The 23,027-nt window shown below is 55.0% G+C and carries 20 protein-coding genes, 1 pseudogene and 1 riboswitch; of the genes and pseudogenes, 7 read left to right on the forward strand and 14 right to left on the reverse strand.

The genetic code is table 11. The annotated features are described in order from the left end of the window. Positions 1-215: 215 nt before the first annotated feature. Entirely contained in the window at positions 216-1,286 is a 1,071-nt protein-coding gene (locus U8T64_RS11960; RefSeq protein ID WP_322183746.1) for a branched-chain amino acid aminotransferase, read from the reverse strand. Positions 1,287-1,382: 96 nt separating this feature from the next. Further along, positions 1,383-2,084: a gamma-glutamyl-gamma-aminobutyrate hydrolase family protein gene (locus tag U8T64_RS11965; protein ID WP_322183748.1), complete on the reverse strand. Its 702-nt coding sequence runs from the start codon at positions 2,082-2,084 to the stop codon at positions 1,383-1,385. 198 nt (positions 2,085-2,282) lie between these two features. On the opposite strand from U8T64_RS11965, the gene U8T64_RS11970 reads away from it, so the two are divergent. The 5 genes from U8T64_RS11970 to proC all read left to right on the forward strand — a co-directional run bounded on the left by U8T64_RS11970 (position 2,283) and on the right by proC (position 7,165). After that, the gene (locus tag U8T64_RS11970; protein ID WP_322183750.1) at positions 2,283-3,113 is read left to right on the forward strand and encodes an alpha/beta hydrolase; all 831 of its coding nucleotides are present in this window, start codon (positions 2,283-2,285) and stop codon (positions 3,111-3,113) included. 46 nt (positions 3,114-3,159) lie between these two features. Then, complete coding sequence (locus U8T64_RS11975) at positions 3,160-3,993, forward strand: alpha/beta hydrolase (protein WP_322183751.1); 834 nt, start codon at positions 3,160-3,162, stop codon at positions 3,991-3,993. 181 nt (positions 3,994-4,174) lie between these two features. Then, positions 4,175-4,999: a glutamate 5-kinase gene (gene proB, locus U8T64_RS11980; protein ID WP_322183753.1), complete on the forward strand. Its 825-nt coding sequence runs from the start codon at positions 4,175-4,177 to the stop codon at positions 4,997-4,999. Then, positions 4,996-6,246: a glutamate-5-semialdehyde dehydrogenase gene (locus tag U8T64_RS11985; protein WP_322183755.1), complete on the forward strand. Its 1,251-nt coding sequence runs from the start codon at positions 4,996-4,998 to the stop codon at positions 6,244-6,246. Before proB ends, U8T64_RS11985 begins: the two co-directional genes overlap by 4 nt. Before the next feature lie 97 nt (positions 6,247-6,343). Continuing rightward, the gene (proC, locus tag U8T64_RS11990) at positions 6,344-7,165 is read left to right on the forward strand and encodes a pyrroline-5-carboxylate reductase (RefSeq protein ID WP_322183757.1); all 822 of its coding nucleotides are present in this window, start codon (positions 6,344-6,346) and stop codon (positions 7,163-7,165) included. A 649-nt stretch (positions 7,166-7,814) separates the two neighbouring features. On the opposite strand, the gene eda is transcribed toward proC, so the two are convergent. The 6 genes from eda to U8T64_RS12020 all read right to left on the reverse strand — a co-directional run bounded on the left by eda (position 7,815) and on the right by U8T64_RS12020 (position 13,918). Continuing rightward, positions 7,815-8,456, reverse strand: a complete 642-nt coding sequence (gene eda, locus U8T64_RS11995; protein WP_322183759.1) for a bifunctional 4-hydroxy-2-oxoglutarate aldolase/2-dehydro-3-deoxy-phosphogluconate aldolase — start codon at positions 8,454-8,456, stop codon at positions 7,815-7,817. Positions 8,457-8,469: 13 nt separating this feature from the next. After that, positions 8,470-9,321: an SDR family oxidoreductase gene (locus tag U8T64_RS12000; protein ID WP_322183761.1), complete on the reverse strand. Its 852-nt coding sequence runs from the start codon at positions 9,319-9,321 to the stop codon at positions 8,470-8,472. Between the two features lie 54 nt (positions 9,322-9,375). Beyond that, positions 9,376-9,633, reverse strand: a complete 258-nt coding sequence (locus U8T64_RS12005; RefSeq protein WP_367575422.1) for a transposase — start codon at positions 9,631-9,633, stop codon at positions 9,376-9,378. 344 nt (positions 9,634-9,977) lie between these two features. After that, on the reverse strand, positions 9,978-11,036 hold the full coding sequence (gene uxuA, locus U8T64_RS12010; RefSeq protein WP_322183765.1) for a mannonate dehydratase: 1,059 nt from the start codon (positions 11,034-11,036) through the stop codon (positions 9,978-9,980). Further along, entirely contained in the window at positions 11,033-12,445 is a 1,413-nt protein-coding gene (gene uxaC / locus U8T64_RS12015; RefSeq protein ID WP_322183767.1) for a glucuronate isomerase, read from the reverse strand. The genes uxuA and uxaC overlap by 4 nt, the downstream gene beginning before the upstream one ends. A gap of 90 nt (positions 12,446-12,535) precedes the next feature. Next, positions 12,536-13,918, reverse strand: coding sequence for an MATE family efflux transporter (locus tag U8T64_RS12020; RefSeq protein ID WP_322183769.1), 1,383 nt, complete (start codon positions 13,916-13,918; stop codon positions 12,536-12,538). Positions 13,919-14,031: 113 nt separating this feature from the next. Here U8T64_RS12020 and U8T64_RS12025 point away from each other — a divergent pair, with 113 nt between their 5' ends. Next, positions 14,032-14,496, forward strand: coding sequence for a TspO/MBR family protein (locus U8T64_RS12025; RefSeq protein ID WP_322183771.1), 465 nt, complete (start codon positions 14,032-14,034; stop codon positions 14,494-14,496). Between the two features lie 2 nt (positions 14,497-14,498). Here the strand turns inward: U8T64_RS12025 and U8T64_RS12030 are convergent, their stop codons facing one another. Continuing rightward, positions 14,499-16,484 (reverse strand): GTP-binding protein, encoded by a 1,986-nt coding sequence (locus tag U8T64_RS12030; protein ID WP_322183772.1) that lies wholly within the window; start codon positions 16,482-16,484, stop codon positions 14,499-14,501. 197 nt (positions 16,485-16,681) lie between these two features. Here U8T64_RS12030 and U8T64_RS12035 point away from each other — a divergent pair, with 197 nt between their 5' ends. Then, on the forward strand, positions 16,682-17,953 hold the full coding sequence (locus U8T64_RS12035; RefSeq protein ID WP_322183774.1) for an HlyC/CorC family transporter: 1,272 nt from the start codon (positions 16,682-16,684) through the stop codon (positions 17,951-17,953). Between the two features lie 404 nt (positions 17,954-18,357). On the opposite strand, the gene U8T64_RS12040 is transcribed toward U8T64_RS12035, so the two are convergent. The 5 genes and pseudogenes from U8T64_RS12040 to vanR form a co-directional block, all read right to left on the reverse strand. Continuing rightward, a complete protein-coding gene (locus U8T64_RS12040; protein WP_322183775.1) occupies positions 18,358-18,861 on the reverse strand; it encodes a hypothetical protein in 504 nt (167 codons plus the stop codon). Next, positions 18,861-19,367, reverse strand: a complete 507-nt coding sequence (locus U8T64_RS12045) for a DUF4430 domain-containing protein (protein ID WP_322183777.1) — start codon at positions 19,365-19,367, stop codon at positions 18,861-18,863. The genes U8T64_RS12040 and U8T64_RS12045 overlap by 1 nt, the downstream gene beginning before the upstream one ends. 200 nt (positions 19,368-19,567) lie before the next feature. Further along, positions 19,568-19,823, reverse strand: a riboswitch (cobalamin riboswitch). 244 nt (positions 19,824-20,067) lie between these two features. Beyond that, positions 20,068-20,700: pseudogene (locus tag U8T64_RS12050) on the reverse strand (M15 family metallopeptidase); the annotation flags it as partial. Positions 20,701-21,020: 320 nt separating this feature from the next. After that, positions 21,021-22,160, reverse strand: coding sequence for a sensor histidine kinase (locus U8T64_RS12055; RefSeq protein WP_322183779.1), 1,140 nt, complete (start codon positions 22,158-22,160; stop codon positions 21,021-21,023). Further along, positions 22,150-22,851, reverse strand: coding sequence for a VanR-ABDEGLN family response regulator transcription factor (gene vanR, locus U8T64_RS12060; RefSeq protein ID WP_322183781.1), 702 nt, complete (start codon positions 22,849-22,851; stop codon positions 22,150-22,152). The genes U8T64_RS12055 and vanR overlap by 11 nt, the downstream gene beginning before the upstream one ends. Positions 22,852-23,027: the final 176 nt, after the last annotated feature.

Below are 23,027 nucleotides of genomic sequence, written 5' to 3' on the forward strand. Positions count from 1 at the left end.
GCTGCCCCAGCCTGATAGAATTTAGTATATCATTTTTCCGGGGAAAGCCGCAACTCTTTTTTAGATAAATTTTCCAGTTTTCAAAAAAAGAAAAAGACTCTTTTGGAAATTTCGCCGCAGTTCCTTGTCTTTTGTCAAATAATGCGGGACGCGAAGCCTCCGAAAATGGGCAACACAAAAGCGGCAGGGAAATTCCCTGCCGCCATAAGGCTTTTTTACGGAACCTCTACCGTCCAGCCCAGGTCGTCCGGTATTTTTCCGGTTTGAAGCCCGGTCACGGTATCGTACAACTTCTGGCTGACCGGCCCGATGCCGCCGCCTGAAATTTCCATGACGGTATCTTCAAAACGCAGGGCGCCTACCGGGGAGATCACCGCAGCGGTGCCGCTGCCCCAGCATTCCTCCAGGGCGCCGGTTTTGGCTGCCTCCACCAGCTCCTCTACGGACACGCGGCGCTCCTCTACCTCCATGCCCCAGCTTTTGCACAGATCAATACAGGAAGCGCGGGTAACGCCGGGCAAAATACTGCCGTTCAGCATGGGCGTGACCACCTTGCCGGAGATTTTGAAGAAGATGTTCATAGCGCCCACCTCTTCAATGTATTTCCGCTCCACGCCGTCCAACCAGAGCACCTGAGAATAGCCCTCGTCGTGGGCTTTCATCTGGGCCTTCAGGCTGGCCACATAGTTGCCGCCTGTTTTCGCCTCGCCAATGCCGCCCCGAACAGCCCGCACATAATCGTCCTCGATCCAGATCTTCACCGGGTCAAGACCGCTTTCATAGTAAGCTCCGGAAGGAGACAGAATGATCATAAACAGATAATGATCGGCGGGACGCACCCCCAGAAAGGGATCGGTAGCGATCACAAAGGGACGAATGTACAGAGAGGTACCGGGCGCGGTGGGGATCCAGTCTTTTTCCACGCTGACAAGGGTTTTGAGGGCGTTCAGGAAATCCTCCTCCGGGATCTCGGGAATGCAGAGGCGGCGGTTGGAGTTGTTGGCCCGCTCAATATTTTTGGTGGGACGGAACAGCAGCGTGCGCCCGTCCTCCGTGCGGTAGGCCTTTAAGCCCTCGAACATCTCCTGCCCGTAATGGAACACCATGGCGGAAGGCTCCAGCTCAATGGCATGATAGGGCTCTATTCTGGGATCATGCCAGCCCAGCTCCGGGCTGTAGTCCATGATATACATATGGTCTGTAAATATTTTTCCAAAGCCCAGCCTGGACTGGTCCGCGGGCTTTGCTTTTGGCTGCTTTGTCAATGTGATCTTGATTTCCTGCATCCTGCTCGACCTCTCTTTCTTCCAAATCTTTTCTGTTTTCCCATTATAGCACTTTGCTCTAAAAATGCAAGTGGGGCTTCCCTTTCTTTCAAAAGCTTATTGACAGGCCCTTACAAAAGCGCGGAAAAGCTTTCTGCTGTTTTCCTCGCTTCGGTAGGAAAATTCCGGGTGCCATTGTACCGCCATGGCAAACCGATGCTCCGGCAGGTATACCGCTTCCGTGACGCTATCCGGTGCAGAGGCGGCAATTTTCAATCCCCGCCCCAGCGTTTTGACAGCCTGATGGTGATAGCTGTTCACCGCCATTTCTTCCGTGCCCACCGCCTGAAACAAGGGGGTGCCGGGAAGCACCTTTACCCGGTGTGCCGGCTTATCATAGGGCGGTGTCTCGTGATGGTTCACCTCGCTGGGGCATTCGGCTGGGATATCCTGATACAGATCGCCCCCCAACATTACGTTAAATAATTGCAAGCCCCGGCAAATATCAAAAAGGGGCTTTCCGGTTTCCAGCGCCAGGGGGAAAAACAGGCGCTCCATGCGATCTCTTTCCGGACAGATCACCCCGCACCGCCCGGAGCTTTCAGCGCCGTACAGGGCGGGCTCCAAATCATGGCCGCCGGGGAATAAAAAGCCATCGCACAGAGAAGCAAAGCGGAAAAGCGCCTCCTTCTCCTCCGTCAGCGGCAGGATCACAGAAGCGGCCCCCGCCTCCTCCAGCGCCTGCGGATACCCCGGCAGCATCCAATAGCTTTCCTTGTTTTCATCATAAAGTGAAACAATACCGATCAAAGGCTTCATGATAACGATCCTTCCTTTTTCCTGCTTCAAAATGAAATTTTCGGTATTCAGCATAGCATGGTTTTCCTGTTTTCGCAAGAACCGATGATCCACAATGGGATCTTCGCACGAGTTCCCAATGCTTTTTGCCGATTTTCATTTACATTTTCAAAGGTTTTCTGTATAATTTAAGGTAATCTATAGTAGGAGGCAACCTTTATGGCACTGATCCAATGCAATTTCTTTTCCGAATCCTTGATGCGCACAGTCCCCATTCAGGTGGTGCTGCCCACGGACAAAATGGTGTTCCCGGGCCAGCCGCAGCCGGAGGAAAAGCCCTTCAAGACTCTGTATCTGCTTCACGGCGTTTTCGGCAATTATACGGACTGGGTCTCCGGTACCCGGCTGCAGGCCTGGGCCCAGGACAGGAACCTGGCGGTGGTAATGCCCTCCGGGGACAACAGCTTTTATGTGAATAACGAAAAATCGAACGCCTTATACGGCTCCTTTATTTCCGAGGATCTGGTGGAATTTACCCGCAAAAGCTTTCCCCTGTCCCGCAAGCGAGAGGATACTTTTATCGGCGGCCTCTCCATGGGCGGCTTCGGCGCTATCGTAAACTGCCTTCAGCACCCGGAAACCTTCGGCGCGGTATGCGCCTTTTCCGCCGCCTTGATTTTGGATGAAGTGCCGAGCCACAAGGAATATACCGATTTCCTCATGACCAACCGGGGCTATTACGAATCTGTTTTCGGAGAGCTTGACCAGATCCGGGGAAGCCGGAACGACTATGATTTTCTGGCGGAGCAGGTGGCGAAGGCAGAAAGAAAGCCCCGCTTCTACATGGCCTGCGGCACGGAGGACGGCTTACTCCACCCAAACCGCGCCTTCCGGGATCATTTGCAGGAGCTGGGTTATGACGTTACCTGGGAGGAAGGCCCCGGCGGCCATGACTGGGTATTCTGGGACACGTACATTCTGCGGGCCATGGAATGGCTGCCTTTAGACAACGCCGTACAGGGCGTGAGCTCCGGACACGTTACGGAATAACGCCGGGCTTTTCCTTCCATAAACTCTGACGAAAGGGACGAATACAATGGCTTTAGTACATTTTAATTTTGAAAGTGAATGTCTGGGAAACAATACCGAGATCTCCGTGATCCTGCCGGATAAGCCCCGTACCTTAACTCCCGCTGAGTTTTACGGCAATGGCAAGCGATACAAGGTGCTTTGGCTGCTTCACGGCACCTTCGGCGACCACACCGACTGGCTCCGAAAAAGCAATATTGAACTGTACGCCTGCGAGAAGGATCTGGTGGTTGTCATGCCCAGTGGTTTGAATGCGAATTATGTAAACTGGCCCTCCTTTGCCACCGGCTACAACGCCTGGGATTATCTGTTTGAAGAGCTGATGCCGCTGATCTACGGCTGGTTCCCGGTTTCCGACCGCCGGGAGGACAATTTCATTGCCGGGCTTTCCATGGGCGGAGGCGGCGCTATGCAGTACGCCGCGGGGCGCCCGGAAAAATTTGCCGCCGCCGCGATCCTCTCCTCCGCCCCCTCAAACCTTCACGAGCTGGATCTGAACGCCTCCAGCGGCACGCCGGCCTTTGACCGCCGCCTGAAAAACGCGGTGGAAAATTTCGGCGGCATGGAAGGATATCTGAATTCTCCTGTCAATGTGTGGGATCGTCTGCCGGAGCTCAGCAAGGCGGGCGTTCTGCCCAGACTCTACTTCTGCTGCGGGAAAAACGACTTTTTGTATGACCGCTACCAGAAATTCAAGGACTACGCCCGGGAGATCGGCCTTCAGGCCACCTTTGAGGAGGCGGAGGGTTACACCCACGAATGGCGGTTCTGGGATCTCTTTATCCAAAAGGCCCTGGTGTTCTTCGGGCTGGAGGAAAGCGGTCAGGGAAATCCGTTTTGACGCGGGAAATTGTCAAACTGAACTCCGTAAATGGCTCGAAACCGGCAGCTGAATTTTTAGCTGCCGGTTTGTTTTGCCGGCACAAATTTTCCCTTTTCCCGAAAATTTCAGATTTTTTCTTTTCTTTTTTCTCTAAAAGCGGTATACTGGATTCAACTTTTTATTTTGCCGGGGGTACTTTATGAAAACAGAAAAGAAACGGCTTGTGATCAAGGTGGGCACCTCTACCCTTACCCACAGCTCCGGCAGCCTGGATCTGCGGGGCATGGAGCGGCTGGTGCGGGTGCTTTCCGATCTCAGCGGCAGCGGGTATGAGGTGATTTTGGTGACCTCCGGCGCCATTGCCGTGGGAACGGCCCGTTTGGGCTTTGCGGAGCGCCCCCGGGAGCTGCGGTTCAAGCAGGCGGCAGCAGCGGTGGGCCAATGCCGCATGATGCACCTTTATGACAAGCTTTTTTCGGAATATAACCGCTCCATGGCCCAGATTCTGCTGACCGGAGAGGACGTGGAGATTCCGGAGCGGAGAGAGCACCTGCAAAGCACCTTTTCCGCCCTGCTGGAACTGGGAGTGATCCCGGTGGTAAATGAAAACGATTCCGTTTCCTCCGCCGAGATCGAAACCGGGCAGCAGAAGGTGCTGGGAGATAACGACACCCTTTCCGCCATGGTGGCGGCCCTCTGCGGCGCCGGCCTTTTGGTACTGTTCAGCGATATTGACGGCCTTTACAGCGCCGACCCCCGGCAGCACCCGGAGGCGACCCTGCTCCACCACGTTTCGGAGCTGACCCCGGATATTCTGGAAATGGCCGGAGGCGCAGGCACCTGGCGGGGAACGGGCGGCATGGCCACCAAGCTTTCCGCCGCCCGCATCGCCATGGAAGCCGGCTGCGACATGGTGATCACCAACGGCGCGCGGATAGAGGAATTGTATGATATTGTGGAGGGCAAGGAGATCGGGACCCGGTTTTCAAAGCGCCGGCCCGAAGAAAAGGAGGCTTCCCTATGAATTCCCTGTATTCCCAGGGCGCGGCGGCAAAGGCTGCTTCCCGCCTTTTGGCCCTGGCCGGAACAGAGCAAAAGAACCGGGCCCTGGAGGCCATGGCCCAGCTGCTCACCGCCCGGCAGGAGGAATGGCTGAAAGCCAACGCCGAGGATATTGCCGCGGCCAAGGCTTCCGGTATGAGCGCCTCCCTTTTAGACCGCCTGACTCTGACGCCGGAGCGCGTTTCCGGCATTGTTTCCGCTTTGCGGGAGGTGGCGGCCCTGCCGGACCCCATTGGCAAAACAGACCGCATGGAAACAAGGCCCAACGGCCTTATCATTGGGCGGCGCAGGGTTCCCCTGGGTGTGATCGGCATTATTTTCGAGGCAAGGCCCAATGTTACGGTAGACGCGGCGGCCCTTTGCCTGAAATCCGGCAACGCCTGCATTTTGCGGGGCGGCAGCGAGGCCATTCACAGCAATCGGGCCGTAACCGCTTTGATCCGGGAAGCGCTGGAAAACTCCGGGCTGCCCGCAGACTGCGTTTCCCTGGTGCAGGATACCGGTCGGGAGACCGCCGTAGAGCTGATGCACCTGAATGAATTCATCGATGTGCTGATCCCCCGGGGCGGCGCGGGACTGATCCGCGCGGTGGCAAAGGAGGCAAGCGTGCCTGTGATCCGCACCGGAGAAGGCGTTTGCCATGTGTATATCGACAAAGACGCCGACCTGGAAATGGGAGCCGAGATCCTCTACAACGCAAAATGCTCCCGGCCTTCGGTGTGCAACGCGGCGGAATGCGTGTTGATCCACAGGGAGCGGGCGGCGGAATTTCTGGAAAAGGCTCTTCCCCTGCTGAATCGCCGCAAGGTGGAGCTTCGGTGTGACCCGGAGGCGCTGGCGCTTCTGAAGGAACGGGGCGCACCTGCCTCGGAAAGCGATTGGGACGCGGAGTATGGCGAGCAGATCCTGGCCGTTCGCCTGGTTGGCGATCTGGAGGAGGCCATAGAATTTATCCACCAACACGGCACAGGCCATTCCGAATGTATTGTAACAGACAGCTACCGGGCCGCCCAGCATTTTCTGGACGCAGTGGACGCGGCGGCGGTCTATGTAAACGCCTCCACCCGCTTTACCGACGGCGGGGAATTCGGCCTGGGCGCGGAGATCGGCATTTCAACCCAAAAAATGCACGCCCGGGGCCCCATGGGCCTGGAGGAGCTCACCTCCTGGAAATATGTGGTTTACGGGAACGGGCAGATCAGAGGCTAGAGGCCGAATGCTGGAAAAGGGCTTAAGGGCATTTGGTCCCTTTGCTTTATCCAAAACGGCAATCTGCCATTCATTTTTTTAGAAAAGAGGGCTTGTTATGGGCGAGCGTTTGAACAGGAATAAGACAACACTGGGATTTCTAGGCGTTGGAAACATGGGCGGGGCGCTGGCAAGGGCAGCCGCAAAGGTGGTTTCCCCGGATCGCATTTTTCTGAGCAACCGCACCCCCGCAAAGGCGGAGACCTTGGCAGCGGAGCTGCACTGCGCCGCTGCCGACAATCTGACCGTTGCCAAAACGGCGGACTATCTGTTTCTGGGGGTAAAGCCCCAAATGATGGCGGAGCTTCTGGAAGAGATCGCCCCAGCGCTCCATGCCAGGCAGGGCCGCTTTTTGCTGGTCTCCATGGCGGCGGGGCTTTCCATCGAGCGGATTCAGGAGCTTGCGGGCGGAGATTACCCTGTGATCCGCATTATGCCTAACACCCCTGTTTCCATTGGGGAAGGCATGATTTTATATGCCTGCAGCGAATCTGTAACACCGGAGGAACTGGCGGACTTCCGTGAAATGATGTCGAAAGCGGGGCTGCTTTCTCCCCTGGCGGAATCACTGATGGCCGCGGGAGGCGCTGTGGCCGGGTGCGGCCCCGCCTTTGTGGATCTCTTTTTGGAGGCTCTGGCAGACGGCGGCGTAGCCTGCGGCCTTTCCCGAAAGCAAGCGCTGGAATTCGCCGCGCAAATGACCGTGGGCGCCGCCCGATTACTGCTGGAAACCAAAGAGCACCCCGGCGCGCTGAAGGACGCGGTGTGCTCCCCCGCCGGCTCCACCATTCAAGGAGTGCGAAAGCTGGAGGAAGCAGGCTTCCGGGGCGCGGTGATAAACGCGGTGATCGCGGCGGAGGAAGTCAGCCGGAACCACTAGGCCGGGTTTCTCCATGTGGAAAAGAAAAGCGGAATGAAATGAGCAATGAGCAATTAAGGGCAAGATTCTTCGTCAAGAAAGCTATAGCTTTCTGTGTTCCTCAGAATGACAAGAGGGCAGTTCGTACAATAAATTGGAATTTAGCAATTATCCGCTCACTTCCCACCTGTCATTCTGAACGAAGTGAAGAATCTCGTCCTTTGTCCTTTTGCTCTGGAATTAAGGTCGAGATTCTTCGTCAAGAAAGCTATAGCTTTCTGCGTTCCTCAGAATGACAGAGAAGGGGACTGTTCGGTAAACTGGAATTTGCAGGGCTAACGAATAGCAGAAACCCTTGCCTCCCCTGAATAGGGGAAACAGACTGCTTCGCAGTCTGCGGGGACCGCCGATAGGGTGAGCGCGTCCCGGTGGGGGGAAGGTCTCCAGTGGAGACCGCTCTGACCCGACCGAGCCGACAGGCGAGAAAGCCAAGGGTGTGCGATAAACTACAATTTATCGCATCACGATTTATTGTTCTTCCCCCCTCTTCATTGCTAATTGCTCATTGTCTATAGCTTTCTGCATTCTCTAGCATCTACTATCCAGCATCTAAAAACGCCAAGGGACTGTTACAAAGTAACAGTCCCTTGGCGTTTTTACCCGATTCTTCCTACCCCCTGGCCTCTTTGACCAGCCTTCTGGAGTTCCTGCATAGCTGGGTGATTTCTTCCCAGCTTTGCCCTTCGATCAGGCTTTCTGTGACCATGTAGGAGCCGCCGCAGGCGAGGATCACCGGGCAGGAGAGGTACTCCTTCAAATTCTGAAGGGAGATCCCGCCAGTGGGCATGATGCGGAACATGGAAAAGGGCGCGCTCATAGCTTTGATCTTGGGGAGCCCGCCGGACTGCTCTGCCGGGAAAAATTTCAGCACCTCCAGGCCGTATTTCAGCGCCGCGTGATAATCGGTGGGCGTGGTGCAGCCGGGATAAATAGGAAGGCTCCTCTTTTGGCAGTATTCTACCAGGCTGCCGTCAAAGCCGGGCGTTACAATGAACTCCGCGCCGGCGGCCTGGGCCGCGTCCACCTGTGATTCTGTCAGCACGGTACCGGCCCCCACCAGCATTTCCGGGCAGGCTTCCTTCATCAGGCGAATGGCCTGATCCGCTCCGGCGGCACGGAAGGTGACTTCCGCCACAGGAACATCTCCGGCGCAAAGAGCCTGGGCAAGCGCCGCAGCGTCCCGCTCCGGGTGGTTCAGCTTAATGACCGGAACGATCCCCAGTTCTTCGATCTTCTTATCTAACGCATTCATTTTTCTTCTCCTCCTATACGCCGGAATAAGCGGAAAATCCGCCGTCTATGGGCAGCACCACACCGGTGATAAAGCCCGCGGCCTTTTCGTTCAGCAAAAACAGCAGGCCGCCCTCCAGCTCCTCCGCTTCCCCAAACCGACCCATGGGCGTGGCCGCCAGAATCTTTCCGGTACGGTCTGTGGGAGAGCCGTCCTCGTTCCAAAGGAGCTTCGCGTTTTGCTTTGTGGAAAAAAAGCCGGGCGCAATGGCGTTGACCCGGATCCCGGCCTTTGAGAAATGGACGGCCAGCCACTGGGTAAAATTGGAAACCGCCGCCTTGGCCCCGGAATAAGCGGGGATCTTCGTCAAAGGCGTGTAGGCGTTCATGGACGAAATATTGAGAATACTGCACCCGGCTCTTCCCAGCATCTGCCGGGCAAAGGCCTGGGTGGGAAGCAGGGTTCCCAGAAAGTTCAGGTCAAACACAAAGCCCACGCCCTCTGCTTCCAGGTCGAAAAAGCTTTTGGTGTCTCCGTCCAGATCCCCCGGCTCATAATATTCTTTATCCGTGGTGGCCTGGGGATTATTGCCCCCCGCGCCGTTTATCAGAATATCGCAGGGGCCAAGGTCTGTTTTCACCTGCTCTGCCGCGGAAAGGCATTCTTCTTTTTTCAGCACGTTGCAGGAGTAGGCCTTTGCCGTGCCTCCCTCCGCCCGGAGCTCCGCCGCCACAGCTTCGGCCGCTTCCACATTTAGGTCCAGCAGGGCTACCCTGGCTCCGGCCCGGGCCAGCACCCTGGAAAAATGGCTGCAAAGCACGCCGCCCGCCCCGGTGACCACCGCCACCTTGCCGGAGAGATCGGTATTCAGAACATTTTGTTTCATTTGCGTTCACTCCTTTTTGAGACATTCTAATGGATGCACATTTCACAAGGGCGTTTACTGATCTTCCTGATAAAAGCAATCCATCGTCCACTTGATGGGATTTTCATCAATGTACTTCCATATTTTCTGATATTCCTTTTCATTGCGAATAACATGGTCGTGAAAAGAGCGTTGAAACAAATTTGCGTCCTGCCCACACACACGGGTAGTAAGTGATTTATAAGCGCCTATCACATTTGGCACTGTAGGGGAGGAGCTTGCTTCTCCCGCCTCTCTTCTGATTTGAAGAAGGAAATGGATATGATTTGGCATGATAACATACTTATCAACCGTTATGGAAGGAAACCGTTGTTCCAAGGCTTGCATTTGCTCTTCTGCAACTTTTCCGTATTGCGATAACCTGTTCACGGGAGAGGGGGGAAGATTGTCAGTGGCAATCGTTCTGAACCGAACTCGCCTGTCGGCTCAGACATTGCCGGACGCGCCCCACTGGGGCACAGCAACCGAAGCGAAGACTAAGCCCCTCCCCTACGATAAGTGATAGGGTACATTGCTTTTCGCGTGTGCATATCGTTATAAAATAAGCGCCTGGTTGGCTATAGTCACAGTTCGGAAGGCGAGCTGATTTTCTTTTTACTAAATCCTTCCGCTTTTCATTACCCATTCTTTTGCACTTTTTCACAGGCTTCGAAAAGGCCGTTTAGGTAGGCGGCGCCCAGGGCGCGGTCGAAAAGGCCGTAGCCGGGCTTGCCGGTTTCGCCCCAAATCATTCTGCCGTGATCCGGGCGGACATATCCTTCATAGCCCGCGTCCGCTAGAGCTTTTACGATCTCGTACAGATCCAGGCTGCCGCAGGAGGAAAGGTGGGCCCGCTCTTCAAAGGAGCCGTCCTCCAAAATTTTGACATTTCGGATATGCATGAAAGCGATCCGCTCCATTTGGGCGTATTTTCTCACCATGGCCGGGACATCGTTGCTTTTCGCGCAGCCCAGGCTGCCGGTACAGAGGCAAAGGCAGTTGCTGGGGCTGTTCGCCAGTCCGAGAAAACGATCCAGGTTTTCCTCGCAGGTAATGATCCGGGGCAGGCCGAAAATGGGATAGGGCGGGTCGTCCGGGTGAATGGCCATTTTTACACCACAGGCTTCCGCCACCGGGATCACTGCTTTTAGAAAGCGTTCCAGGTTTTTCCAGAGCCCCTCTTCCCCCAGCTCACTGTAGGCGGAAATCAGCTCCCGCACCTGCTCCTGGGTGTAGCTTGCGTCCCAGCCGGGAAGATGGATATCATCGTGAAGGGGATCCAGGCCCTTCAGCTGCTCCCAATACATGACAAGGCTGGTGGAGCCGTCGGCGGCTTTTTTATCCAGCTGGGTACGGGTCCAGTCGAACACCGGCATAAAGTTATATGTGATGCATTTTACACCGTATTTGGCACAGCGCCGGACATTTTCACAATAGTTTTCCAGTAAAGTATCCACTTCTCCCCTGCCCAGCTTGATATCCTCGTGGACGGGAATGGATTCCACCACATCAAACACCAGACCGTGCTCCTCACAAGAGCTTTTGATCCACGCCAGGCTTTCCTCCGGCCAGACCTCCCCGGGCTTCACGTCATACACGGCGGAAACGATGGAGCGCATACCGGGGATCTGGGAGATAGATTCCAGAGAAACGGGGTCTTCCGCGCCGTACCACCGAAAAGACAGCTTTTCCTTCACAGCTTTCCCTCCAATCCAAAATAGCGAACCGCGTTGTAATAGCAGATATCCCGCACCAGGCCGCCCAGCAGGGGGATATCATTGGGGCATTCCCCGCTTTCCACCCAGCTGCCGATGAGGCCGCAGAGGATCCGGCGGAAATACTCGTGGCGGGTATAGCTCAAAAAGCTGCGGGAATCGGTGAGCATGCCGATAAAATTTCCCAGCAGGCCAGTGCTGGCAAGGCTTGTTAAATGCTCCGTGATCCCCTGTCTGGTATCGTTGAACCACCAGGCGCAGCCGTGCTGGAGCTTTCCGGGGATCGTGCCGTCCTGGAAGGAGCCGGCCAGGGCGTCCAAAAAGGCGTTGTCGTTGCCGTCCAGGCTATAGAACACGGTGCGAGGCAGATATCCGCCGGCATACATGGCGTTCAGCAGCTGCCGCAGGGCTTCCGTGCCGTTGTGGGGGCCGATGCAATCAAAGCCGGTATCCGGGCCCACTGCCCGCAGCATGGTGGAGTTCGGGTTCCGCATGCAGTTATAGTGGAGCTGCATCACCCAGCCCCGTTTTGCGTATTCCCCAGCGCAGAAAAGCAGCAGCGCCGTTTTCACGGCTCCGCCCTCCGCTTCCGTAAGCGCTTCCCCGGCAAGCCGCTTTTTGATGGCGGCGTCTACTGCGGAGCGCTCCGCCGGGACAAAAATCATCTTATCCAGCCCATGGTCGCTGGCCCGGCAGCCGCAGGCATCGAAGCGATCCATTCGCCGCTTCAGGGCCTCCTCCAGGGAAGCAAGGTCGGTAATACCAAGCCCCGCCGCAGCGGACAACCGGGTGAGATACTCCCGCCATTCCTCCTTTTCCGGCTTCAGGGCCTGATCGGGACGAAAGGAGGGCGCGACCACGGTGCTAAAGGAAGGATCCCCTTGCAGCTTTTCGTGGTATTTCAAGGAATCGGCAGGGTCATCCGTAGTGCCGATAAAGGCTACCTTGCTTTGGCGGATCAGGCCCCGGACACGCAGCTCCTCCTGCCGGAGCTTAGCTTCGGAAAGCTCCCACACCTCCTGGGCGGTTTCTCCGGTAAGCGCCCCGGTATAGCCAAAATAATTTTTCAACTCCAGGTGGCACCAGGGAACCATAGGGTTTCCCATGGCCTTTGGCAGAAGTTCCGCGAATTTCTGGAATTTTTCCCGGTCCGGCGCGTTCCCCGTAATGTATTCCTCGCTGACACCGTTGGCCCGCATCAGCCGCCATTTGTAGTGGTCGCCGGAAAGCCAGACCTGAGCAAGATTCTCAAAGCGCTTGTTTTCCCAAATTTCCTTTGGGCTCACATGGCAGTGGTAATCTACAATGGGCATTTCCGCCGCGTACTCGTGATACAGCCTTTGCGCCGCCGCAGTGGGCAGCAGAAAGTTTTCTCCTAAAAAGCGATCCATTTCGATCGGCTCCTTCCCTGTTTGCCGTAGTCTGTTCTAAAACAGGCTCCGGGGCTATTGTACTATAAAACGCTTCTGTTTGGAAACCTTTTATTCCAAAAGCTTCCCGCTGTTTGGAACAGCGGGAAGCTTTTTCAGGAACCGCAGCAACAGAACGACTCCCACCAGCGACATGCAGACCTCGGAAACCAGCTGGGCCAGGGAAAGACCGTAAAGCGGGAGGAGCCAGTTTAAGAGATACAGGGCCGGGATCTCCAGCACGGCTTTGCGCAGCAGGGCCATCAGCAGGGAAAGGGGCCCCTTCCCCACGGCCTGGAATACCCCCACCGCCAGAAAATCCATGGCGAGAAAGGGGACGGAGATCGCCATACCCCGCAAAAACCAGCTGCCGTATTCCACTGTTTGGAGGTCTTGCATAAAGGCCCGCACGATGGGCTGAGAGCAAAGGCAGCAGACCAGGGCCATCACGGACAGCACAGAGCCGGAAAGCAGAGCGGTAAACCGCAGGGTCTTTTTCATGCGCTCATGGAGCTTTGCCGCATAGGTATAGCCGATCAGGGGCATAACGCCCTGAGAAATTCCGTTTCCGATATACCAGGGAACCATGCTCACCTTGGAAGCGATCCCCATGGCGGCCAGCGCCGCCGCCCCGTAGGGTGCTGCCAGGTTATTGAGCAGCATATGGCTCACTACATTCAGAAGGTTTTGGATAGAAGCGGGCACCCCCACCACACACACGCCTTTTACGATCCCCTTGCGCAGCGTGAATTCTTTGGGGGAAATACACACATAGGTGGTTCGCCTCTGTAAAAAGAGATATCCCAGGAAATAGAGTACCGCACCGCAATTGGAAAGGAAGGTGGCAAGGGCCGCGCCCTCTGCTCCCATACCGAAGCCGCCAGGAAGAATAAACAGCGGGTCTAACAGCATATTGAGCACACAGCCGCTCATGGTGCCGATGCTGGCGTGCAGGGTGGCCCCCTCCGAGCGGATCAGGTAAGCCATGACCACATTCAAAATGGAAGGCGTAGCCCCCAGGCAAACGGTCCAGAACAAATAGCTTTGTGTGGCGGAGGCAGTGGAGCTGTCCGCCCCCAAAAGAGAAAGCAGGGGGCTCATTAAAAGCGCGCAGAAAACAGAATAGAGAATTCCGCAGAACAGGGAGCCGTAAAAGCCAAAGGCAGAGCTTTGCCGAAGGGTTTTAAAATCCTTTTGTCCCAAGGCCCGGCTCATCATGCTGGAGCTGCCCACACCGAACAGATTGTTTACCGCGTTAAAGGCCAGCAGCACCGGCGCCGCCAGCGTGACCGCCGCCGTCTGTACGGGATCGTTCAGCATACCCACAAAATAAGTATCCGCCAGGCTGTATAAAAGCGCCACCAGGTTGCTGGCGATGGTGGGAATGGAAAGCACAGCCACGGCCTTTGAAATTTTTTCCCGCTCAAACAGCTCGAGCTTTCTTTCGTTTGTCATTTGTTTTCTCCTTTCAAAACCGTGCAAGGCTTGCGGCGTGTCCTTTCGTATTTTCCGGAGAGCATGGCATATAATGATACTATTACAAAACTGCCCGGAAAGGACTGTATATCATGATACGTTGGAAGCCCTTTTGGATCAATCTTCTTCTGCCCCTGGCAGTAGGCGGACTTTCCGCTTTTCTCACCGCCGATTCCATGGAGGTTTATCAAGCTCTTCGCCAACCTCCCCTTTCGCCTCCCGGCTGGCTTTTCCCCATTGTGTGGACCATTCTCTACGTGCTGATGGGGATCACCGCCTACCTTGTCTGGGTGCGGGACAGCACAGGAAGAAACGGCGCGCTGCTTTTCTACGGGCTTCAGCTGGCCTTTAATTTCGTTTGGACCCTGATCTTTTTTAACCTGCAAAATCACGGCCTTGCCCTGCTCTGGATCCTGATCCTCTGGGTGCTGATCCTCATTACCACCGTCCGTTTCTTCCGGGAAACAAAGGCGGCGGGCTGGCTGATGGTTCCCTACCTGCTGTGGGTCAGCTTTGCCGTGTATCTCAATGCCGGGGTGTGGCTCCTGAACCGCTGAGCCTATTCGCTGAGAGCGGAACGGGCGGCCAGAATAAACCGGGAGCGATCCAGGGGATCTACCCCCATGCGCGCTCTCACCTGCCCCATTCCCTCGGGGCAGTCCTCATAGTGAGAAAACCGGGAGCCGTACACGCCGGTACCGGCGGTACAGGCGGCAAACTCCACCGGAAGATCCATGGCTTCCGCAGCGGGCACCACCGCTTCCAGGCGGAATCTTCCCTCGCCTGTTTCAGGCGTATCGAACCGGGAGCGATGGGCGACCAGCAGGCTCACCGTTTTCCCCAGATATTCCTCCGGAGCGGTAAATTCCGCCTTCAGCATGGGCTCCAAAAGCTTGGTTCCCGTATTGCGCAGGCCGTCCATGATCCCCATGGGCGTGGCTACAAAGAAATCCAGCGGGTGGGTATGTACATTGTGAGATTCTCCATCAATCAGCGTCACCCGCAGATCTGTGACCTGCCAGCCGGAAAGCCCCTGCTCCAGCGCCCGGGGAACCGCGGTTTCCACATGGGCCTGATACCGATAGGGCAGCCGGTTGGGCGGCACCTTACAGACATATTCAAAGCCGGAGCCCCTGGGCAGCGGTTCAATGAGGAACCGTACCACCGCCCAACAGGGCTTGGGCATGGTATAGGCTTCAAAGCCTTCTCCCGCTTTAACCGGAGTTTCCCGATAGATGACAGAGGGCTCCCCAAACCGCGCGGAAAGCCCCCAGCGCTCCTTCAAAAGCGCTTCCAGCACCTCTGCCTGGATCTTTCCGGTCAGCCGCAGCCAGACCTCCCGCTTTTCCCGGTTCCATTCGCACCGAAGGGCGGGGTCCTCCTCCTCCAGCTGATACAGAGCTTCCGTCAGGCCGGGCAGCTCCTCCGGCTTTTCCGGCTCCACCCGGCAGAGCATCAGGGGCTCCGCCAGCCGGTATTCCCGCAGGCCCGGAAGCTCGCTGCCCAGCAGGTCTCCCGCCCGCACGGAGGAAAGGCCGTATACCACAGCAATATCGTTTGCCTCCGCCGCTTCCGTGTCCTCCAGCCGCCGTCCCTCCACTTTCCGTATTCTGGATATTTTTTCCGCCGGGGCATCCTCCTGCCCGGCGGCTTTTCCGTTTTGCAGCACTGTTACCGCCTGGCGGTTTTGCAGTGTACCTGAAAACAGCCTCACATAGGCGGCTTTCCCCAGAGCGGGGTCCCGCTCTACCTTATAGACCCGGGCGCACAGGGCTTCCCCCGGCACAGGCGCTTCCCGCAGAAGCCCACACAAGGCGTCCAGCAGTTCCGGTACGCCCCGCCCGTATTTGGAGGCCCCGCAGAAGGCAGGCAGAAGCTGCCCATTTCCAATTTTCTCCTCCAGGCTGTCCCGCAGGGAGGCCGGGGCTTTTTCCCCGCCGGAAAGCAGCTCCTCCAAAAGACAGTCGTCCCCGCAGGCCAGAACAGCCCGTTCCAGCCAAGCGGGATCGCTGGAAGCTATGGGACAAACAGCCGCCGCTTCTGTGCCCTCCCCTGTGGCCGCGCAAAAAGGCAGGCAGGGGATCCCCACTTCCCGCTCCACTTGGGAGAGCACGCTTTCCCAATGGCTTCCGGCACGATCCAGCTTATTCAAAAAAAGAAAGCAGGGCAGCCTTGCCCGGCGGAAGGCCTCCAGCAGCATTCTGGTTTGGGGCTGTACCCCTTCCACGGCGGACACCACCAAAACCGCAGCGTCCAGCACGGAAAGAGAGCGCTCCACCTCGCTTAAAAAATCGGCGTGGCCCGGCGCGTCAATCAAATTCAGCCGGACGCCCTTCCACAAAACGGAAGCGCAGGCCGTGCGCACGGAAATGCCCCGCCTGCGCTCGATCTCCATGGTGTCCGTGCTGGCGGTACCGTGATCCACGCTGCCTGCGACGCGGATCGCGCCGCTTTGAAACAGGATCTGCTCGGTCAGCGTGGTTTTCCCCGCGTCCGCATGGGCCACGATCCCCAAATTCAAGATTTTCCGCTTTTTTTCTTCCATATGGCAAGCCGCGCTCCAAAACTTAGTAGTTAGTTGTTAGATGTTAGTTGTTTTAGAAAAGGGCGTTTTCGATATCCAGTACCTAATATTTAATATCTAGTATATCATGGTATATGGGAAAAGAAAAGTTGAAAAAACTTTTCTTTTATGCTATACTATAACGCAAATCTATAGAAAAGGTAGTGGTTTTTCCTTTTATGGACAGTCACAGTACGACGCTTATTTTGATTTTACTCGTTCTTGTCATTCTTTCCGGGTATTTTTCCGCCACGGAAACGGCGTTTTCTTCTCTGAACCGGATCCGCCTGAAAAATCTTGCGGCAAACGGGAACAAGCGGGCGAAGCTCACCTATGCCCTTTCGGAGAATTACGATGAACTGCTTTCCACTATTTTGGTGGGAAACAACCTGGTAAACATCGCTTCCACCGCCATTGCCACGGTGCTTTTCACCTCCGCCCTGGGGGCAAGCGCCGGGCCTACGGTTTCCACCATTGTGATGACCGTGGTGGTGCTGATCTTCGGTGAGATCAGCCCGAAAAGCCTGGCAAAGGAAAATGCCGAGAGTTTTGCCATGATCTCCGCTCCGATGATCCGCATTCTCATTGTGCTGCTGAAGCCCATAAACTTTTTCTTTACACAGCTGAAAAAAGGGCTGAAAAAGTTGTTCCGGGTCAGCTCCAGTCATTCTGTCACAGACAGCGAGCTGCTGACCATTGTGGAGGAAGCCGAACAGGAGGGCGGCATTGACGAGGACGAAAGCACCATGCTTCGCAACGTTATTGAATTTGACGATATTGAAGCCATCGATATCATGACTCCCCGGGTGGATGTGGAAGCCATCTCAAAGGACACGTCCAAGGAAGAAATTGCCCGGCTGTTCCGGGAAACCGGCTACTCCCGGCTTCCGGTATACGAGGAAAGCATCGACAGCATTATCGGCGTGATCCATGAGAAAAACTTTTACGCTTATGTATGGGGAACAGAAAATTCCATTGAGAGCATTTTGAAGCCTGCGGAATTTATTCCTCCCGCTATGAAAATCTCCGCGCTGCTGAAGCTGTTACAGCAAAACAAGCTGCACATGGCGGTGATCGTAGATGAATTCGGCGGCACCGAGGGGATCGTCACCCTGGAGGACGTGATCGAAGAGCTGGTGGGCGAAATTTGGGATGAGCACGATACCGTGATCCAGCAGACCTTTCAGAAGCTCGGCGAGGATACCTATCAGATCCACTGCTCCGCCGATTTGGACGATTTGTTTGACTTTTTCCACATTCAGTGTGAGACAGAGGCCTCCACCATCAATGGCTGGTTCACGGAAAATCTGGACCGCATTCCGGAAACGGGAGATTCCTTTGAATATGAGGGGCTGCTCTTCACCGTGATCAAGGCGGAAAATAACCGTGCGGAGGAGATCACCGTAAAGGGAGAGCCTTTGCCGGAAAAACAGGACGAAGAAGAAATTTGAATGTTTTCCTAAAAAAAGGGCGCGCTGCAGAAAAACTGCAGCGCGCTTTTTAGGTTCTGGATTTCAGATGGCAGATGGATAATAACTTTGCTGACGCAAAATGATGAAAGAACGGGCAAGGGCAGAGTGATAATTGTAGTTTAATGCCCTTAGGCTCCCCTTGCGAAGCAAGGGGAGCTGTCAGCCGATAGGCTGACTGAGGGGATTAAAACGAGCGATTCTATGGCACTTTCTGCGTGTGACTATCCCTTCCACCGCCGTTCGGCGGTCCCCCTCCCCTTATAAATAAGGGGAGACAGAGGGCAGATAAATTCCAATTTACCAGCCTCTGCCTCTAATTGCTCATGGTATGCTGTCTTTATTGACAGCTGTTCAGACAAAGCGAACCAAAACCCGCCGAAAAATCAAGCAAGGTTGATCTGCTTTTGCAGCTTTTCCAGGCCCAGCCGCAAAGGGTAGTACAGAAAAAGGCATAGCAGAAAATTGAACACGGCGTGGTTGCAGTCAAAATAGAAACCGCTGGCAATCCAGGAAAGAATGGCGGGAAGCTTCCACATGGGCCAATAGACCATGGAGCACAGCGTGCCAAAGGCCAGCCCATAGAGCCCCGCGAAAATCGCCCATTGCCAGGCGCGCTTCAGCCAGTGGAACAGCCAAGTAAGCAGGGCCAAAATTGGCCAGATATACAGGTACATGACCCACCATATCCCAAAGCCGTAAAGCAGGCCCTCCAGCAGCAGAAACACACCCAGAGCCCCGATCACCCTTCTGCGGAACACCAGAGTGAACAGAATAATCAGGAGTGTGATCAGCTCTACATTGGGCAAAAACGCCAGCACCTCTTTGGAAACCACCAGCACTACGCCCATCATCGCCATCAGGCAGATGTCCAGCAGCTTGACCTTCATCAATAGCCTACCGTGAGAGTAAGCTCATATACATCGCCATCCGCGATTTTTACGCCGTCTACACCAGTATTGACCTGCTCGCCGCCCTTGGTCACGCACCACCATTCCTGGTTGCCGTCGTCAGCGGTTTCGCCGTCTGCCGATTTGATGAAGAGGCCGTATTGTCCGTCCTCGCCCTCTACCAGCTTCTCCTGCTCCAGTGCCTCCCGGAGGGTCTCACCCTGGGCGGCAATGGCGAATTCCTTTTCACTGCCGTCCTTATGCACTACCTTTACCGTAATATTTTTGACGGCGGCAGATACGGCAGAGCCCTGCTGAGAAGAGGATTCCGAAGATTGAGCAGAGGATTCCGAAGATTGAGCAGAGGATTCCGAAGACTGAGCAGAGGATTCCGAAGACTGAGAAGAAGGCTCCGAATTTTCCCCGCAGCCAGCGAACAGGCCGGCTACCAAAAGCAGTGCCAGCAGCAGCGAAAAAATGCGAATGTTTTTTGTACGTCTGTTCATGTGTTTGATCCCTTTCCTTCCGTTGTTGTTTTGCGGCCAAATGTAAATTTGACCCTGTTTTGAAATGCAACTAAGAAGGGTGGTCGCCTGAAACGATAGCAATACAAACCGTTCCACAGTCTGCTTCAGGCAGGAACGTGACGCGGGAAGGGCAACAGCCTTCCGGCGGCTCCTGTATAAAGCGCCAGTTACCCGTGGTGCTTTACACGGCCCTCCAGGCAAGTCTTTCGGCTTAGGCGGTGCTCGGCTGCTTCGGCGGCTGAGCGCGCTCTGTTTCCCCTTCCCGGCATTTGCCAGTGGGCCGCGGAAAGGAAAAACCGCTTCCTGGCACGGCATTTCCTCCCCGCCCTGAAAAGCGCTGCGCCATCACGGCGACGGGTTCGCCGGGGAATCTCACCCCTGTTCCTGTGTTCGGCTGCGGGATCTTCCGCAGACACCTGGAGCCCCAACGGGCATTATGATACCCTAAAGGAAGGAAAAAGTCAACTTGGTTTTCCGTCCTGAAAGCGCCTTGATCAAAGCCAGCTTGCGGCCAGAGAAAAAGGAAGTTCCTCTGCTGCTTTAAGCTGCTGCCGGCAAAAGGCAACGCAAGCTTTGATTTTTCAGAAAAATCGCGGTTTTTCGGCTTTTTGCCAGGCTGCCGTTTTTTCAAAAATTTGCGGGAACACTTCGGAGCTGGACTTACGCTTTCTTTATATAGTCAGTACATTTCACCATTCTTCTCCGTGAGATACTCTTCCAGACAAATCCCTCTCTCATATATCTCCGCAGCGGCCTCCACCCCTACATAGCGGTAATGCCAAACCTCCTCTACCGTGCCGGTGAGCTCTGTTTTTTCGCTGGGATAACGAAAGATAAAGCCATATTGATAGCTGTTCTCCTGCAGCCAGGAAAACACATCATAGGTGGCGCCCTCCAGATCTACCGCCAGACCCAGCTGGTGTTCGCTGGTGCCGGGAACAGCCACCCATTTGCCGGCTTTTTCTTTGGCCTCTTCCAAGCCCCAGCCTTCAGCCTGATACCGGGCAACTTCTTCCTCGTAAAGCGCTTGCTGGGTTTCCTGCGTGCGGTAACCGGAAATGACCCTGGGTACTTCCCCCCAGTTTCCTTCCCGAGCTGCCTCCAGCATTTCCAGCAAGGGCTCATAGATCCGTTCATCTACCTGTTCTCCGCCGGGAAGCTCTTTCAGGTCAACTGTATACCCTTCCGGAATGGGATTCCAACGGTTTACCAGACGCAGACTCCAGAGAACGTCTTCTTCCCCGCCCTGCAAAGCGGTTTCAGAAATGTCGGACGACGCTTCTCCCTTTGCGCCGACGCCCTTCTCCGGCAGGCGCTTTGCAGTATAGTTCAGGCAAGCCAAGATCATGAGAAACGAAATTGCCGCTGCCAAGGATCCTTCCATGAGCCATATCCCTATCCTGCCTTTTTGCTGTGTTTTTTGCTGTGCTTTTTGAGAGTTCCGTCTATGCGCTATTGTTTTCTTTACCATGATAAAGCCCCCTTCAGAATAAAAATCAGCGTTCCTTCCGATAGTATCCTACCAGAAAGGAACGCTCTGTTTTTTAAGGGGAGCTTGAAAAACTCCTAAGAAATCCCTAAGAAGAAGGGAAGCTTTCTGAAAAGGGCCGTACAACAGCCGGTGACCGCAAGCTAGTGAAACGGAAGGATAATGGTAAATGTTACCGCATCATCACTGCTGTCAGCGAAGATCGTTCCTCCATGCAGGGCTATGATCTCCTTCGCGATGGCCAGCCCCAGCCCGGCTCCGCCGGCGCTGGTGGTACGGGCTTCGTCCAGCCGGTAAAATTTTTCAAAGAGCAAGCCAAGCCTTTCCTTGGGGATCGTTTTTCCCCGGTTCGTACAGCGGAGGATCACAGAATCGGCGGTTTCTTCGGCAGACAGCAGGATCTCCGTATTGGGATAGCTGTAGGCCGCCGCGTTTTTCAGCACGTTTCCTATGGCCCGTGCCAGCTTATCCGCATCTCCGGAAATTTGCAGGCTTTCTCCGGCCTTTAGAACGACCGTGTTTCCGTGAGCCTCCAGCGCGGGCAGCAACTCGTCCGTGAGCTGCACCAGCAGGTAGTAGAGGTCCACCGGCTCCTTCTGTATAAGGATCTGCTGCAAATTGTACCGGGTGATCTCAAAAAACTCATTGATCATCTTTTCCAGCCGATACGCTTTTTCTAAAGTAATGCGCGTATAATTGGCCCGCTGCTCCCGTGGCATATCGGGTGCTTCGTCCAGAAGGCTCAAATACCCGATCACAGAGGTCAAAGGCGTTTTCAAGTCATGGGCCAGATAAGCCACCAGGTCGTTTCGCCGGGTCGCTTCTTCTTTTAGCGTGCGTTCATTTTGCAGCAGCGCCGCTTTGAGCTGCGCGATCTGCACGGACAGTTCCGCCTGGCTGCCTGGAAACACCTGAGCAATATCGGCATTTCCGTCCAAGTAGACGCGCAGCCGCCTGCTGATGTCTGTGACCGTTTGCTGTTCACGTCTTGCGGCGGCAAGCCGGGAAACAAGGAACACCACTGCCAGCCAAAAAAGATTTCCGGCAATAAACACGCCCAGCAGCACAGGCTTGAGCTTCGGCCAGGAAAGAAAGCTCCATGTTTCCCCGGTGCCGTCCGCGGGATAGTAGTGACTTTCTGTGATAAAAAAATTTTCTTCAAACCAGCTGACAAAAGCACCGTCAAATACATGATCCACCAGAAAATAAAGAGCGGAACACACCGCGAATCCCACGGCCAGCAACACAAACAGCCGAATCAGTATGGTAAGCTTACTTTTCAATTTTGTACCCTACCCCCCATATTGTTTTAATGTACTGCGGGCTGTCGGCCTTATCCCCCAGCTTTTCACGCAGATGGCGAATATGCACCGTGATGGTATTGTTGGGTTTTGAGTAATATTCGTCCTGCCATATTTGATGAAACAGTTCCTCAGCGCTGACCACCCGGCCCTTGTTTTCCAGCAAAATACGGAGAATAGAAAACTCGGTGGGCGTCAGGGACAGAGCCTTTTCGTTTAGCAGGCACTCGTGAGTTTTGCTGTTTAAGGAAAGTCCAGCGTACTCCAGCACCTCCTGCCCGGCATCGCAGGTATGGGCCGGATTATATCTTTTGTAGCGCCGCAGCTGTGCCTTGACCCGGGCCACCAGCTCCAAAGGACGGAAGGGTTTCGTGATATAATCGTCAGCGCCCAGGGTAAGGCCGGTGATCTTATCAGTTTCCTCCACCTTTGCGGTAAGCATAATGACCGGATAAGTATGCAGCTCCCGTATCCTTTGGCATATGGTAAAGCCGCTCATACCCGGGAGCATGACGTCCAGTATGGCTAAATCCAGCTCTGTAGAGTCTATACAGGCTAAGGCGGCCTCAGCGGTATAAAATTTATATACCATATAGTTTTCATTTTGAAGATACAGCTCTACCAGATCGGCAATTTCAACTTCATCGTCCACTACAAGGATCTTCTCGGGCATAGCACCGCTCTCCTTTCACTGTTAGTATAGCGCACTTTGTTCTCCGGTTTATTGAGGTTTTCAGAAGCAATGCTTAAGATTTTCTTAGGGCATACCAAAGCTCACAGATCTTCCGCATAGATATATGAGCGCAGTGAACAGCGCCGATTATCATTGCAAAAAAGCAGAGAGCAAGC

The sequence above is a fragment of the Neglectibacter caecimuris genome, assembly GCF_034335015.1.
Lineage (GTDB): Bacteria > Bacillota > Clostridia > Oscillospirales > Acutalibacteraceae > Acutalibacter > Acutalibacter caecimuris_A.

Coding starts and splice junctions, on each gene's coding strand:
- proC (WP_322183757.1), top strand. CDS start 6,344: ATGGGCGAGCGTTTGAACAGGAATAAGACAACACTGGGATTTCTAGGC.
- U8T64_RS11970 (WP_322183750.1), top strand. CDS start 2,283: ATGGCACTGATCCAATGCAATTTCTTTTCCGAATCCTTGATGCGCACA.
- U8T64_RS12000 (WP_322183761.1), bottom strand. CDS start 9,321: ATGAAACAAAATGTTCTGAATACCGATCTCTCCGGCAAGGTGGCGGTG.
- U8T64_RS12040 (WP_322183775.1), bottom strand. CDS start 18,861: ATGAAGGTCAAGCTGCTGGACATCTGCCTGATGGCGATGATGGGCGTA.
- uxaC (WP_322183767.1), bottom strand. CDS start 12,445: ATGGATCGCTTTTTAGGAGAAAACTTTCTGCTGCCCACTGCGGCGGCG.
- U8T64_RS12045 (WP_322183777.1), bottom strand. CDS start 19,367: ATGAACAGACGTACAAAAAACATTCGCATTTTTTCGCTGCTGCTGGCA.
- U8T64_RS11965 (WP_322183748.1), bottom strand. CDS start 2,084: ATGAAGCCTTTGATCGGTATTGTTTCACTTTATGATGAAAACAAGGAA.
- U8T64_RS11960 (WP_322183746.1), bottom strand. CDS start 1,286: ATGCAGGAAATCAAGATCACATTGACAAAGCAGCCAAAAGCAAAGCCC.
- vanR (WP_322183781.1), bottom strand. CDS start 22,851: ATGCCCGAGAAGATCCTTGTAGTGGACGATGAAGTTGAAATTGCCGAT.
- proB (WP_322183753.1), top strand. CDS start 4,175: ATGAAAACAGAAAAGAAACGGCTTGTGATCAAGGTGGGCACCTCTACC.
- U8T64_RS12035 (WP_322183774.1), top strand. CDS start 16,682: ATGGACAGTCACAGTACGACGCTTATTTTGATTTTACTCGTTCTTGTC.
- U8T64_RS12020 (WP_322183769.1), bottom strand. CDS start 13,918: ATGACAAACGAAAGAAAGCTCGAGCTGTTTGAGCGGGAAAAAATTTCA.
- eda (WP_322183759.1), bottom strand. CDS start 8,456: ATGAATGCGTTAGATAAGAAGATCGAAGAACTGGGGATCGTTCCGGTC.
- U8T64_RS12030 (WP_322183772.1), bottom strand. CDS start 16,484: ATGGAAGAAAAAAAGCGGAAAATCTTGAATTTGGGGATCGTGGCCCAT.
- U8T64_RS12005 (WP_367575422.1), bottom strand. CDS start 9,633: ATGCCAAATCATATCCATTTCCTTCTTCAAATCAGAAGAGAGGCGGGA.
- U8T64_RS12025 (WP_322183771.1), top strand. CDS start 14,032: ATGATACGTTGGAAGCCCTTTTGGATCAATCTTCTTCTGCCCCTGGCA.
- U8T64_RS11975 (WP_322183751.1), top strand. CDS start 3,160: ATGGCTTTAGTACATTTTAATTTTGAAAGTGAATGTCTGGGAAACAAT.
- U8T64_RS11985 (WP_322183755.1), top strand. CDS start 4,996: ATGAATTCCCTGTATTCCCAGGGCGCGGCGGCAAAGGCTGCTTCCCGC.